Raw genomic sequence first — 13,179 nt, 5'->3', positions numbered from 1 at the left:
TCGGCGCCGACTCTTAGACACCTTGTTTCAGGCTGGCCTCGATGAAGGCGTCGAGGTCGCCGTCAAGCACCTTCTGCGTGGCCGAGATTTCGACATTGGTGCGCAGGTCCTTGATGCGCGAATTGTCGAGCACGTAGCTGCGGATCTGGTGGCCCCAGCCGACGTCGGTCTTGCCGGCTTCGAGCTTGTCGGCTTCGGCCTGGCGCTTGCGCAGTTCGAGCTCGTAGAGGCGCGATTTCAGCATCGCCATGGCTTCGGCGCGGTTGCGGTGCTGCGAGCGGTCGTTCTGGCACTGGACGACGATGCCGGTCGGGACGTGGGTGATGCGGATCGCCGAGTCGGTCTTGTTGATGTGCTGGCCGCCGGCGCCGGAGGCGCGGAAGGTGTCGGTGCGCAGGTCGGCGGGGTTGATCTCCACCTCGATGCTGTCGTCGATCTCGGGATAGACGTAGAGGCTGGCGAAGCTGGTGTGGCGCCCGCCCGAGGAATCGAAGGGCGACTTGCGCACCAGGCGATGCACGCCGGTTTCGGTGCGCAGGAAGCCGTAGGCATAGTCGCCCTCGACCTTGATCGAGGCGCTGCGGATGCCGGCCACGTCGCCGTCGGTCTGCTCCAGCAGTTCGGTCTTCCAGCCCTTGCGCTCGCAGTATTTCAGGTACTGGCGCAGCAGCATCGAGGCCCAGTCGCAGGCTTCCGTGCCGCCGGCGCCGGCCTGGATGTCGATGAAGCAGTTGTTGGGGTCCGCCGGGTTGTTGAACATGCGGCGGAACTCGAGGTCTGCCACCAGCTTCTCGGTCGCATCGAGGTCGGCTTCCACCGCCGCGATGGTGTCTTCGTCGTCTTCATCGCGCGCCAGTTCGAACAGTTCGCGCGCTTCCGCGAGTCCGGTGCCGACGCCGGAGAGGGTGCCCACCACCGCTTCGAGCAACTTCTTTTCCTTGCCGAGGGCCTGCGCCCGCTCGGCGTCGTCCCAGAGCTTCGGGTCTTCGAGAATCTGGCTCAGTTCGCTGAGCTTTTCCGCTTTGCCATCGTAGTCAAAGATACCTCCGCAGTTGCTCGCCGCGACCGGAGAGGTCGGCGATACGGTTGGCGACGGCGTTGATGCGTTCGGCTTCCATGACGGGTCTGATCCTGATGGGGCGAAAGCGTTCGATTATACGCGTTGGTGCCCCTGGCCGGCTTGCGGCAAGTGGCCGCGAATCGGCCTGCGGCGCGATGTGTTAGCCTCCCGGCATCGAATCCGGGATTCAATGCGATGTCCGACATGATCTTCTACGAGCGCGTCGTCGCGCTCAGCGACCAGGCCCACGCCGGGCTCAGGGTGCGGCCCGCGACCAGCTTCGCCTATGCCGCGCGAACCAACTCGGTGCCGCTCCTGGCCGGCGAATTCTTCGATTGCGCGCGCGAGTATCCGATCGTTTTCGCCCGGGGCAGCGGCAACCCCCTGCCAGCGGCGCTGCTCGGCCTGCGCGAAAGCGAAAACCTGTTCGTCGATGCGGTGGGGAAATGGGATGCGCGTTACATACCCGCGTTCGTGCGGCGCTATCCATTCGTGCCCGGCAAGGGGCCGACCGGCGAACTGGTGGTCTGCATCGACGAAGCCTCGCCGTGCTTCGACGCGACCGAGGGGGAAGCGCTGTTCGTCGGCGGCAAGCCGTCGCCGCAGCTGGAGCATGCGATCAAGTTCCTCGGCGAGTTCCACCAGGCGACGGCCGCCACCGAAGGCCTCGGCCGCCGGCTCGACGAACTGGGCCTGTTGCGCCAGGCGGATTCGCTGGCGCAACTCAAGGACGGCACGCAGTTCCGCCTCAATGGCTTGAGCGTGGTCGATGAAACCCGGCTGCGCGCGCTGGGCGCCGAGGTGGTGCAGGAGCTGTTCGCCAACGGCAGCCTGGCGGCGATCTACGCGCACCTGATGTCGCTGGGGAATCTAGGCGTGCTGGCCGACCGCCTGGGTCGTCGCGAAGTCGGGCGCAAGCCGCTGGCAACGCGTTGAGCGGGGGCTGACCGCGCCGCGAGCCGCGCCTGGCGCGGCCCGCCAACCGAGCGGATGTTTTCCGCTATCATTGGAATTTCCCGCGGCAGCCGCAGTGGCTGCGTTCTTCATGGCCAAATACGTTTTCGTTACGGGTGGTGTCGTGTCCAGCCTGGGCAAGGGCATCGCCGCCGCCAGCCTCGGGGCGATCCTCGAATCGCGCGGCATCAAGGTTACCCACCTCAAGCTCGACCCCTACATCAACGTAGACCCCGGCACCATGTCGCCGTTCCAGCACGGCGAAGTCTTCGTCACCGAGGACGGCGCCGAGACCGACCTCGACCTGGGCCATTACGAGCGCTTCACCAGCGCCAAGATGGGCAAGCGCAACAACTTCACCACCGGCCAGATCTACGAGTCGGTGATCAAGAAGGAACGGCGCGGCGAATACCTCGGCAAGACCGTCCAGGTCATCCCGCACATCACCGACGAAATCAAGATCTTCATCAAGCGCGGCGCCGAGGGCGCCGACGTGGCTATCGTCGAGGTCGGCGGCACGGTGGGCGACATCGAGTCGCTGCCCTTCCTCGAAGCCATCCGCCAGATGGGCATCCAGGAGGGGCGCCAGAACGCCTGCTACATCCACCTGACCCTCGTGCCGTGGATCCCCACCGCGGGCGAACTGAAGACCAAGCCGACCCAGCATTCGGTCAAGGAACTGCGCGAGATCGGCATCCAGCCCGACATCCTGCTCTGTCGCGCCGATCGGCCCATCCCCGAGGACGAAAGGCGCAAGATCGCGCTGTTCACCAACGTCCAGCCGGAGGCGGTGATTCCCGCTCTCGATGCCGACAGCATCTACAAGATCCCGGCCATGCTGCACGACCAGATGATCGACGAGATCGTCTGCCACAAGCTGGGCATCCTCGCCCGCGCCGCCGATCTGTCCGTGTGGAAGAAGCTGGTCGATGCGCTGGAGCACCCGCAGCACGAAGTCAACATCGCCTTCGTCGGCAAGTACGTCGATCTCACCGAATCCTACAAATCGCTCACCGAGTCGCTGGTGCATGCCGGCATCCACTGCCGCAGCAGGGTGAACATCCAGTACATCGATTCCGAGGACATCGAGAAGAACGGCCCCGGCGCGCTGGCGGCGATGGACGCGGTGCTGGTACCGGGCGGCTTCGGCCGGCGCGGCACCGAGGGCAAGATCGCCGCGATCCGCTATGCGCGGGAAAACCGGGTGCCCTACCTCGGCATCTGCCTCGGCATGCAACTCGCCACCATCGAGTTCGCCCGCCATGTCGCGGGTTTCGAGGGTGCCAACAGCACCGAGTTCGATGCCGACACCCCGCATCCGGTGGTCGCGCTGATCACCGAATGGCAGGATCGCGAGGGGCGCGTCGAGAAGCGCGACGCCAGTTCCAACCTCGGCGGTACCATGCGCCTGGGCGCGCAGCGCTGCCCGATCAAGTCCGGCACGCTGGCAGCGTCGATCTATGGCGCGGAAGTGAATGAACGGCATCGCCATCGCTACGAGGTGAATAACACCTATGTGCCGAAGCTCGAAGCCGCCGGCATGGTGATTTCGGCGCGTACGCCGTCCGAGGATCTGCCCGAAATGATGGAACTGCCGGCCACGACCCACCCGTGGTTCGTCGGCGTGCAGTTCCACCCCGAGTTCACCTCGAACCCGCGCACCGGACATCCCCTGTTCATCGCCTATGTCAAGGCGGCGCTGGCGCGCAAGGGAGTCCAGTGAAACTCCGCGGCACAAAATGGAAGGCCGCACCATGAATCTTTGCGGATTCGAGGTCGGCCTCGACCGGCCGCTGTTCCTGATCGCCGGCCCCTGCGTCATCGAATCGCGCGACATGGCCCTCGACACGGCGGGCAAGCTGGGGGAGATCTGCCGCGTGCTGGGTCTCAATTTCATCTACAAGTCGTCCTACGACAAGGCCAATCGCAGCTCGGGCAAGTCCTTCCGCGGGCTGGGCATGGAGCAGGGCCTGGACATCCTCGCCGATGTGAAAAAGCGGCTCGGCGTGCCGGTGCTGACCGACGTCCATGCCGAACAGGAAGTCGCGGCCGTCGCGGCCGTCGTTGACGTGCTGCAGACGCCGGCCTTCCTCTGTCGCCAGACCGACTTCATCCAGGCCTGTGCCGCCTCGGGCAAGTCGGTGAACATCAAGAAGGGCCAGTTCATGGCGCCGGGCGACATGAAGCAGGTGGTGCTCAAGGCGCGCGAGGCCATTGTGGCAAAGGCGGGCGGCGCCGACGTGGACAGCAACACCATAATGGTCTGCGAGCGCGGTGCCTCGTTCGGCTACAACAATCTGGTATCCGACATGCGCAGCCTGGCCATCATGCGCGAGACGGGCTGCCCGGTGGTGTTCGACGCCACGCATTCGGTTCAACTGCCGGGCGGGCAGGGCGACAGGAGTGGCGGCCAGCGCGAGTTCGTGCCGGTGCTGGCGCGCGCGGCCGTGGCGGTCGGCGTTTCCGGCCTGTTCATGGAAACCCATCCCGATCCGGCCAAGGCCATGTCCGACGGACCCAACGCCTGGCCGTTGCCGCAGATGGCCGCATTGCTGGAACAACTGGTCGAGCTTGACGCACTGGTCAAGCGGAAAGGCATGGCGACGTGAGCAAGCTGGCCTACATGGTGGTGGATGCGCGGTCGAGCGATCCCGACAGGATGGTGGAATATCGTCGCCTGGCGCAGATTGCCGTGGCGCACTACGGCGGCCGCTACCTGGTGCGCGGCGCAGCTTACGAAACGCTGGAAGGAAGCTGGCAGCCGCAGCGCCTGGTGGTGCTCGAGTTCCCCAGCATGGCCGCGGCGCGGGCCTTCTACGATTCTCCCGAATATCGTGCAGCACGTGAAGCGCGAGCCGGCGTGTCGGATTTCGACATACTGCTCGTGGACGCTTACTGATTCAATCAAGAGGAAACCATCATGAGTGCAATCGTTGATGTCGTCGCCCGCGAAATTCTCGACTCGCGCGGTAATCCCACCGTCGAAGCCGACGTCCTGCTCGAGTCCGGCGTCATGGGGCGCGCCGCCGTGCCTTCGGGCGCCAGCACCGGCTCTCGCGAAGCCATCGAACTGCGCGACGGCGACGCGGCGCGTTACCTCGGCAAGGGCGTGGTCAAGGCCGTGGAGAACGTCAATACCGAGATTTCCGAAGCTGTGATCGGCCTCGACGCCGAGGAGCAGACCTTCATCGACATGGCGCTGATCGACCTCGACGGCACCGAGAACAAGTCGCGCCTGGGCGCCAACGCCATGCTCGCGGTTTCGATGGCGGTGGCCAAGGCTGCCGCCGAGGAGGCCGGCCTGCCGTTGTACCGCTATTTCGGCGGATCAGGCCCGATGTCCATGCCGGTGCCGATGATGAACGTGATCAACGGCGGCGCGCACGCCAACAACAACCTCGACATCCAGGAATTCATGATCCTGCCGGTCGGCGCCGCGAGCTTCCGCGAAGCGCTGCGCTGCGGCGCCGAGGTCTTCCACAACCTGAAGAAGCTGGTGGACAAGAGGGGTTACCCGACCACCGTCGGCGACGAGGGCGGTTTTGCCCCCAACGTCTCCGGCAACGACGAGGCCATCGAACTGATCCTCAAGGCGATCGAATCCGCCGGCTACACGCCGGGGCAGGACGTGGTGCTCGGCCTCGACTGCGCGAGTTCCGAGTTCTACAAGGACGGCAAGTACATCCTCGCCTCGGAAAAGCTCGAACTGAGTTCCGAAGCCTTCGCCGACTACCTGGCGACGCTGGCCGACCGCTATCCGATCATCAGCATCGAGGACGGCATGGCGGAAGGCGACTGGGCCGGCTGGAAGGTGCTGACCGACAAGCTCGGCAAGCGAGTGCAGATCGTCGGCGACGACCTCTTCGTCACCAACCCGAAGATCCTCAAGGAAGGCATTCAGAAGGGCATCGCCAATTCCATCCTGGTCAAGATCAACCAGATCGGCACCCTGACCGAGACCTTTGCCGCCGTCGAAATGGCCAAGCGCGCAGGGTATACCTCCGTCATCTCGCATCGTTCCGGCGAGACCGAGGATTCGACCATCGCCGACATCGCCGTGGGCCTGAACGCGATGCAGATCAAGACCGGCTCGCTGTCCCGCTCCGACCGCATCGCCAAGTACAACCAGTTGCTGCGCATCGAGGAAGACCTCGGCGATACCGTCTCCTACCCCGGACTCGACGCCTTCTACAACATCAGGAAGTAGGCCATCTTCCACGTTCCGCGATGAACTGGCCGACGCTGGTGCTGGTCGCCCTCATCGCCCTGCTGCAGTACCCGTTGTGGCTGGGCAAGGGCGGCTGGATCCGCGTCTGGGACTACGAACGCCAGTTGCTGGCGCAACGCGAGCACAACCGGAAGCTGGAACAGCGCAACGACGCGCTGGATGCCGAGGTGCGCGACCTGAAGTCGGGCTTCGAGGCCATCGAGGAGCGCGCCCGTTATGAACTGGGCATGATCAAGGAAGGCGAGGTCTTCGTCCAGGTGCCGCAGAAGGCATCGCCGGCACCCGTGCCGCCGGCGCCGACTTTGCCCGCACCGGCCGCGGTGAAATAGCTCAGGCGGGTTTCAGCTGCGCCCGGTAGCGCCGGGCATTGTCCACGTAGCCCTGCGCGGCCAGCAGCAGCCGCGCCACTTCCTCGTCGGTCAGCTGGCGCACCACCTTGCCCGGCGAGCCCATCACCAGCGAGCGTTCCGGGATCACCTTGCCTTCCGGGATCAGTGAATTGGCACCGATGATGCAGTGGCGGCCGATCACGGCCCGGTTAAGGATCACCGACTTGATGCCGATCAGCGATTCCGCGCCGATGCTGCAGCCGTGCAGCATCACCAGGTGGCCGACGGTGACGTTGGCGCCGATGGAGAGAGGCACACCGGCATCGGCGTGCAACACCGAGCCGTCCTGGATGTTGCTTCCGGCACCGATGCTGATCGTGTCGTTGTCGCCACGCGCAACGGCGCTCCACCAGATGCTGGCATGGTCGCCGAGGCGGACGTCGCCGATCACGGTGGCGTTGGGTGCGACCCAGGCCTCCTGTCCGAGCACGGGCTGGCGGTCGCCGAGGGTGTAGATGGGCATGACGGTCTCCTTGTCCTGACGTTTGGGATTCGATGAACAAGTCCGTCACGCCGGCGAAGGCCGGAATGACAGGTTCATCACTTCCTTAGCGTTCGCGCTTTGCCTTCCATTCCGGCCTGGCACCGGCGGGTTTTTTCCAGTCCGGTTTCCTGCTGTCGCGGGGCGGCGGTGCCTTGCGCGGCGGGCGGGTGTCGACGAACTCGCCGGGTTCCATGACGCGCGTCTTGAGCGCGAACTGGCGCACGCGGATGCGGCGCAGGATGTCCATCAGGTCCGCCGGCAGGCCGGCCGGCAGTTCGACCGAGCTGTAGTCGTCGAACAGGTTGATCTGGCCGATGTCCTTGCCGGCGATGCCCGCCTCGTTGGCGATGGCGCCGACGATTTCCTTGGGCAGCACGCCCTGGTTGCGGCCGATCTCGATGCGGTAGCGCGCCAGTTGTCCCGGCGCGAACGTGCGCTGCGCGACCGGCGTGTCGCCGCGGCCTTCCTTCACCGGGCGCTCGCGGCGCGGTTCGGCGGCGGCGCCTTCGTCGGGCTTGCTGCGGGCCTTGAAATCGGGCTTGCGTTCAAAAGTCGGCGCTGGCGCCACGGCGTTCGCGGCCGGCGCCGCATCGCGCGGCGCGTGGTCGTTGTTGGCGCCCGGCATCTGCAGCGGGCGCTCGCGCGTCGCCAGCCAGGCCAGCGCGGCGGCGATCTCGCGCGCGGCGATGTCCTGCTCGCCTTCCATGCGGCGCACCACGTCGAAGAAGAAATCCAGCTTCTCGCCCTTGATGATATCCACCACCTGCTGCGTGAACTGCGCGACGCGGCGGTTGGCCACCTCGCCCGGCGTCGGCATGGTCAGCGCGGTGATCTTCTGCTTGGTGGCGCGCTCGATCAGCTTCAGCATGTACATTTCGCGCGGCGCCAGGAACAGGATGGCGCGGCCGGTGCGTCCGGCGCGGCCGGTGCGGCCGATGCGGTGCACGTAGGCCTCAGTGTCGTAGGGCACGTCGTAGTTGATGACGTGGCTGATGCGCGCCACGTCCAATCCGCGCGCGGCGACGTCGGTGGCGACCACGATGTCGATGGTGCCGGCCTTGAGCCGTTCGATCACCTGTTCGCGCAGGCCCTGGGTCAGGTCGCCGTTCAGGGCGGCGACCGAATAGCCGCGCGCCTCCAGCTTGTCGGCCAGTTCCACGGTGGCGGTCTTGGTGCGCACGAAGACGATGGCGGCGTCGAAGTCGTCCTCCACTTCGAGGATGCGCGTCAGGGCTTCGAGCTTCTGGCCGGTATGCGTCTGGCAATACGACTGGCTGGTGGTGACCACCGTCGAGGTGGCCGAGCGGATCTTGATTTCCTTCGGCTGGCGCAGGTGCTCGTGCGCGACGCGGCGGATCACGTCGGGCATGGTGGCCGAGAACAGCGCGGTCTGGCGCTCGGCCGGGGTGTGTTCGAGGATCCACTTGACGTCGTCGATGAAACCCATGCGCAGCATCTCGTCGGCTTCGTCGAGCACCAGCGTTTGCAAATTGTTGAGCGCCAGGCTCTTGCGCTCCAGGTGGTCCATGACGCGCCCCGGCGTGCCGACGATGACGTGGGTGCCGCGCGACAGGGCGCGCAACTGCACCACCATGCTCTGCCCGCCATAAATCGGCAGGACGTGGAAGCCGGGCATGTGGTGGGCGTACTTCTGCAGGGCTTCGGCGACCTGGATCGCCAGTTCGCGCGTCGGCGTCAGGATCAGGGCCTGCGGCACGGCGCGCTTGAGGTCGATCTTCTGCAACAGCGGCAGGGCGAAGGCCGCCGTCTTGCCGGTGCCGGTCTGGGCTTCGCCGAGCAGGTCGTGGCCGGCCAGCAGGACGGGGATGCAGGCCGCCTGGATCGGCGAGGGCGTCTCGTAGCCGACATCGGCGAGCGCCTTGAGCAATGGTTGGGCAAGCCCGAGGGTATCGAACCCGGCGGCAGTGGTTTCTGGGGTGGTGGTCATGGCGTACCTGCGCTGGGCAGGGAATTTCGAGGGAAAGGCGGGCCGGAAAACATCAAGCGGCCGGAGAACCGCGCATTATCCGCTAGTTCGGGCCAAATAGCCCGTGTTTATTCGCCCGCGCCATGGCGTTCGATCACGCCGTCGATGAATTTGCGCAGGAAACCTTCGGTCTGGGCGCTGTGGAAGCGGTCGATTTCCACTCCGCGGCTGTAGGCGATCACGGTCGGAAAGCCGCGCACCTTGTGCCGCCCGGCGATGCGCATGTTCTCGTCGGCATCCACGTTGGCCAGCAGGAAGGCGCCCGCATAGCCGTCCGCCAGGCGGTGCAGTAGCGGCCCCAGCACGCGGCAGGGCGCGCACCAGTCGGCGCCGATGTCCACCAGCACCGGGGTTTGCTGTGAGCGCGCCACCACCGCCGCCTCGAAATCCTCCTCGGTGACGTCGAACACCGTTGCCGTCGCTTCCTGTTTCGCCTGCATCGTGTTTCCCCGCCTCAGACCCGCAGCAGCGCCACCTTGAGCGGCGGCTGGCCGTCGGAACTCGGGAAGTCGGCTTCCGGCAGGATCCATTCCATCTCGCGGATCGGCCGGCCGGCCTTGGCGGCGCTGCGCTGCAACTGGTCCAGCCAGGCATCGCGTTTCACATCGGCGACGTTGTTGGTGCAGATCAGCGTGCCGCCCTCGGCGACGCAGAGCAGGGCCGGCTTGAACACCGAGGCGTAGTCATTGACCAGGTCCACCACGCCGAAGGGACTCTTGGCGTAACGCGGCGGATCGAGGAAGACCAGGTCGAAGGCCTGCTTTTCCAATTTGGGGAAGGGAGGCATGACCTTGCCGCGCACCCGTTCCGCCTGGCCCAGCCCCGAGTACTGGCGCATCGCGGCGAAGGCATCGCACTTGACGAAGCGCGGGCGCACCGGCAGCGCGTTGAGCCGCGCGCTTTCCTTGCCGATCGACAGGCTCGATTCGGAGAAATCGACATTGACCACGAAGCGCGCGCCGGCCTTCGCCGCCGCGATGCCGACGCCGCAGGTGTAGGCGAACAGGTTCAGCAGCGATTTGCCCGGCACCTCCCGCATCACCCGTCGCCGCGCCGCGCGCAGGTCGAGGAACAGCCACGGGTCCTGCCCGGCATGGCGCCCGGCGATGCGGTAGGCGACACCCATCTCGTGCATCTCGCGCGGCAGCGTCGCCGCCTCGATCTGGTCCGGCGGCAGCGGATTGCCGATGCGCGAATTGGCCTGGCTGCGATCGTTGTACACCAGCGTCAGGCCCGGCAGCCGTTCGGCATAGAAGGCGCGCAGCGCCGCCAGCGCCCGCGGCGCCAGCGGGCTGTGGAAGCTTTGCACCAGCAGCAGCTCGCCGTAGCGGTCGACGGTCAGCCCCGGGTGGCCCTCGACGCTGCCGTGGAACACGCGGCAGGCATCGGTCTGCTCGGCGGCGAGGCGCGCGAACAGTTCGGCGCGCGCATCGAAGGCGGCGGCAAGCAGGGGGATCAGCTCAGTGGACATGGCGGCGTTCCGGCTATGGCGACGCGAGCGCCGAAGGCGGGCATTCGCGGAAAGGGCGCCATCTTACGCGCAAGCCGGGGTGGCGTCGCCCTTGCCGTAGCGCCGGCGCCGACTTTCTGGCCGACGCCGAATGATGGCCACGATTCCGTTCAGCGTTCCTCGGGCAGCAGGCCGAAGCGGCCGCGCGACAGCCAGCAGAGCAGGAAGTCGCCGGTATTGCCGACGCGGTTGCCGACCTGGATCAGCAGGCAGGCCGTGTCGATCTGGCGCGCGACGACGGCGCCATAGGTCGCGTCGAGGAAGGCGCGGGCCTCGGTCGTCGGCTGCCCGTCGCGTTCGGCGCCGTGGATCGCGTAGCGCAAGCCCGGCAGTTCTGCGGCGGGGCAACTGCCCAGGTCCAGCATCAGCAGCGCCGCGATTTCCGCCTGCGACAGCCCCGCGTGCCGGGCGAAGATCTGGTGGCCCCAGGCGCAATGCCGGCAGCGATTGACCGCCGTCACCACCAGCATCAGCCGCTCGCGAAAACCGGCGGATATGCCGCCTTTCATCGATAGCGCCAGCACGCTGCCGAACACCCCGACGACGCGGCCGAGGTCGCGCAGGAAATGCAGCGGGCTGCTGTAGATGCGTCGTCGAAAGCCCGCGCCGGAAATCGTGTGGTCCATGGTTGTCAGCGTCCGCCGCGTTGGCGCAGCGGTGTCAGCAGGTCGTTCAGCCCATTGTGGTCGATCTCCTGCATCAGCGCCAGCAGGCGCCCGATCTCGCCCGACGGGAAGCCCTCGCGGGCGAACCAGTTCAGGTAGTTGCCCGGCAGGTCGGCGATCACGCGGCCCTTGTGCTTGCCGAAGGGCATGACGCGGGTCACCAGCAGTTCCAGGTCGGCGGGCTGCATCGGATACAGGCCAGCAGGCCGGCTTCAGGCCCGCGCCAGTCTTCGCGGCGCAAGCAATGCCAATTTCATCGCGTGTCCGCCACGTCGAATCGATAAGGAAGCGCTGAACAAATACCTCCCGTTCGGGCTGAGTCGTGAGTGTGTCGAACGGTCGAAGCTCTCGATGTGTATGGCCTGCGTTTCGACGGGCTCAACGCGACCGGACTTAATCAGTGTTTCCATAACGTCGCCTCAGTCCTCGAACGGACGCAGGCGCGCGATCATTTCGTTCCAGGCCAGGATCGCTTCGGCCGTGGCGGTCGCCTCGTCCTTGCCCGCCGCCGGAACCTCCGGCCCCGACTGGCCGCAGACGGGACAATTCACCTGGTAGAAAACCTCCTCGCGCCCGTCCGCCGTGCGGCGGGTGCGGCGGCGCACGTTAACTTCGGCACCACAGGTGCAACGTTTCTTTCTCATGGTTCAGAAGGGCAGGTTCGGGAATCCTGTGAGTCCGGCGGCCATTGTCGTCGCAGCAAGGTGTGGCTGGCGGAATGGAAGGCTGCGGATTTTCTCATATCGGGCTTCGAGTTCGCTCGGCGACTTGAGCAGTTCTGGCAAAAGCGGTCATGAAAGTCGGCGCTGGCGATACGGCGGGTGATCGGCCTATGTTGAGCTCCACATTAGGCCGACGACCAGACTCTGGTCGTACCCAGCCATCACTCCTTGCCGTCCCGCCAGCGCCGACTTTCGTGCGCGCCCCCATTGGCTACTTCAAGCCCGTGCTCCCGGGCGCACGGTGTATGCTGGCTCTCATTCTCGACAGTCCCCGGAGGCGGCAAATGGCAAGGCGATGGGTAGTTGGAGTCCTTGCCGTGGCCGGCGCGATGCTGTCGGCGGGGGCGGGCGCCGCGGTGGATTGCAGGAATGCGATGACGCAGGCCGACATGAACCAGTGCGCGGCGCTGGACCTGGAGCGCGAGAACGCGCGGATCAATGCCAGTTACAACGCCTACCGCCGCACGCTGGCGCCGGAGGCGCAGGCCCAGTTGAAGGAAGTGCAACTGGCATGGATCAGGTTCCGCGACCTGGCCTGCAGGTTCGAGTCGGGATCTTCCGCGGGCGGATCGGTGAATTCGATGGCGATGGGACGCTGTCTGCAGGCGAAGACGCGGCAGCGAGCCCTGGAGATCGAGGCGCTGGGCAAGTGCGAAGAGGGTGACGTCACATGCCGCCGCTAGGCGGCGCGGCGCGCGGCACCATTGCTGGTGACAAGGGGCGGGCGATGACGTCGATGCGAGATTCCGTGTTCCGGTCGTGCCTGCTGCGCGGGTTTGTCGCCGCGCTTGGCCTGTTGATCGCGGCGGCCTGGAGCGGGACAAGCCTGGCGCGGCTCAAGTTCGATCCCAACGGGACATGGTTGTCGTCGTCGGGGAACACGGTTGTCATTAGCCAGCGCGGCGCCGTGATCGACATCACCGTCACCATTTACGGCGCCAAAGCAATCGCGCCCGGCTGCGTCGCCGGGGAAGAGGAAATGTCGGGCAGGGTGATCTGTCCGCATCCCGGCAGCGCGCACGTGTCCTACGTGTTGCAGGGTCGCTCGGAGTCCCTCGACGGCCAGTTGCCCGCGCTGGCGACGCTGGCGAAGTTCACCGTCAAGGAAGTCGTCTGGCGGCCATAGCGCGGGTTTGATCCGCGCCTGGGCGCCGTGTCGCCGGCGCCGACTTTTGCGATC

General features: G+C 66.1%; 16 protein-coding genes. 8 read left to right on the top strand and 8 right to left on the bottom strand.

Translation table 11 applies throughout. The features are described 5' to 3' along the window. Positions 1-13: 13 nt before the first annotated feature. Positions 14-1,118, bottom strand: a protein-coding gene (prfB, locus tag J0M27_RS06190) for a peptide chain release factor 2 (protein WP_294988619.1) whose coding sequence is annotated in 2 segments (ribosomal slippage) — positions 14-1,036 and positions 1,038-1,118 — 1,104 coding nt in all. Because the reading frame shifts where the segments join, the coding sequence is not laid out codon by codon here. A 137-nt stretch (positions 1,119-1,255) separates the two neighbouring features. On the opposite strand from prfB, the gene J0M27_RS06185 reads away from it, so the two are divergent. From J0M27_RS06185 to ftsB, 6 genes are all read left to right on the top strand, one after another. Then, on the top strand, positions 1,256-1,996 hold the full coding sequence (locus tag J0M27_RS06185) for a SapC family protein (RefSeq protein WP_294988616.1): 741 nt from the start codon (positions 1,256-1,258) through the stop codon (positions 1,994-1,996). Between the two features lie 109 nt (positions 1,997-2,105). Further along, a complete protein-coding gene (locus J0M27_RS06180; protein ID WP_294988613.1) occupies positions 2,106-3,737 on the top strand; it encodes a CTP synthase in 1,632 nt (543 codons plus the stop codon). Positions 3,738-3,768: 31 nt separating this feature from the next. Then, on the top strand, positions 3,769-4,623 hold the full coding sequence (gene kdsA, locus J0M27_RS06175; protein ID WP_294988610.1) for a 3-deoxy-8-phosphooctulonate synthase: 855 nt from the start codon (positions 3,769-3,771) through the stop codon (positions 4,621-4,623). Then, positions 4,620-4,913: a DUF1330 domain-containing protein gene (locus J0M27_RS06170; RefSeq protein WP_294988607.1), complete on the top strand. Its 294-nt coding sequence runs from the start codon at positions 4,620-4,622 to the stop codon at positions 4,911-4,913. Before kdsA ends, J0M27_RS06170 begins: the two co-directional genes overlap by 4 nt. 21 nt (positions 4,914-4,934) lie before the next feature. Then, positions 4,935-6,221, top strand: a complete 1,287-nt coding sequence (eno, locus tag J0M27_RS06165; RefSeq protein ID WP_294988605.1) for a phosphopyruvate hydratase — start codon at positions 4,935-4,937, stop codon at positions 6,219-6,221. 20 nt (positions 6,222-6,241) lie between these two features. Continuing rightward, positions 6,242-6,571 (top strand): cell division protein FtsB, encoded by a 330-nt coding sequence (ftsB, locus tag J0M27_RS06160; RefSeq protein ID WP_294988602.1) that lies wholly within the window; start codon positions 6,242-6,244, stop codon positions 6,569-6,571. A 1-nt stretch (position 6,572) separates the two neighbouring features. On the opposite strand, the gene J0M27_RS06155 is transcribed toward ftsB, so the two are convergent. From J0M27_RS06155 to J0M27_RS06125, 7 genes are all read right to left on the bottom strand, one after another. After that, on the bottom strand, positions 6,573-7,094 hold the full coding sequence (locus J0M27_RS06155; RefSeq protein ID WP_294988599.1) for a gamma carbonic anhydrase family protein: 522 nt from the start codon (positions 7,092-7,094) through the stop codon (positions 6,573-6,575). Between the two features lie 85 nt (positions 7,095-7,179). Then, positions 7,180-9,063 carry a DEAD/DEAH box helicase gene (locus J0M27_RS06150; RefSeq protein ID WP_294988596.1) on the bottom strand — a complete coding sequence of 628 codons (1,884 nt, stop codon included), beginning with the start codon at positions 9,061-9,063 and terminating at the stop codon, positions 7,180-7,182. Positions 9,064-9,170: 107 nt separating this feature from the next. Beyond that, on the bottom strand, positions 9,171-9,542 hold the full coding sequence (locus J0M27_RS06145; RefSeq protein WP_294988593.1) for a thioredoxin domain-containing protein: 372 nt from the start codon (positions 9,540-9,542) through the stop codon (positions 9,171-9,173). Between the two features lie 14 nt (positions 9,543-9,556). Continuing rightward, positions 9,557-10,573 (bottom strand): class I SAM-dependent methyltransferase, encoded by a 1,017-nt coding sequence (locus J0M27_RS06140; protein ID WP_294988590.1) that lies wholly within the window; start codon positions 10,571-10,573, stop codon positions 9,557-9,559. A 149-nt stretch (positions 10,574-10,722) separates the two neighbouring features. Then, complete coding sequence (locus tag J0M27_RS06135; protein ID WP_294988588.1) at positions 10,723-11,238, bottom strand: carboxymuconolactone decarboxylase family protein; 516 nt, start codon at positions 11,236-11,238, stop codon at positions 10,723-10,725. Positions 11,239-11,243: 5 nt separating this feature from the next. Then, entirely contained in the window at positions 11,244-11,465 is a 222-nt protein-coding gene (locus J0M27_RS06130; protein ID WP_294988586.1) for a DUF3820 family protein, read from the bottom strand. Positions 11,466-11,696: 231 nt separating this feature from the next. After that, complete coding sequence (locus tag J0M27_RS06125) at positions 11,697-11,921, bottom strand: hypothetical protein (RefSeq protein WP_294988583.1); 225 nt, start codon at positions 11,919-11,921, stop codon at positions 11,697-11,699. A gap of 362 nt (positions 11,922-12,283) precedes the next feature. Between J0M27_RS06125 and J0M27_RS06120 the strand changes: the two genes are divergently transcribed. After that, entirely contained in the window at positions 12,284-12,682 is a 399-nt protein-coding gene (locus J0M27_RS06120) for a lysozyme inhibitor LprI family protein (protein WP_294988580.1), read from the top strand. Next, positions 12,670-13,125 carry a DUF1131 family protein gene (locus J0M27_RS06115; RefSeq protein ID WP_294988578.1) on the top strand — a complete coding sequence of 152 codons (456 nt, stop codon included), beginning with the start codon at positions 12,670-12,672 and terminating at the stop codon, positions 13,123-13,125. The genes J0M27_RS06120 and J0M27_RS06115 overlap by 13 nt, the downstream gene beginning before the upstream one ends. The last annotated feature ends 54 nt before the right edge of the window (positions 13,126-13,179 follow it).

The organism is Sulfuritalea sp., assembly GCF_017302275.1.
In the GTDB taxonomy this organism is placed as follows: Bacteria; Pseudomonadota; Gammaproteobacteria; order Burkholderiales; family Rhodocyclaceae; genus Sulfuritalea.
This window is presented reverse-complemented; position numbering and strand designations above follow the sequence as displayed.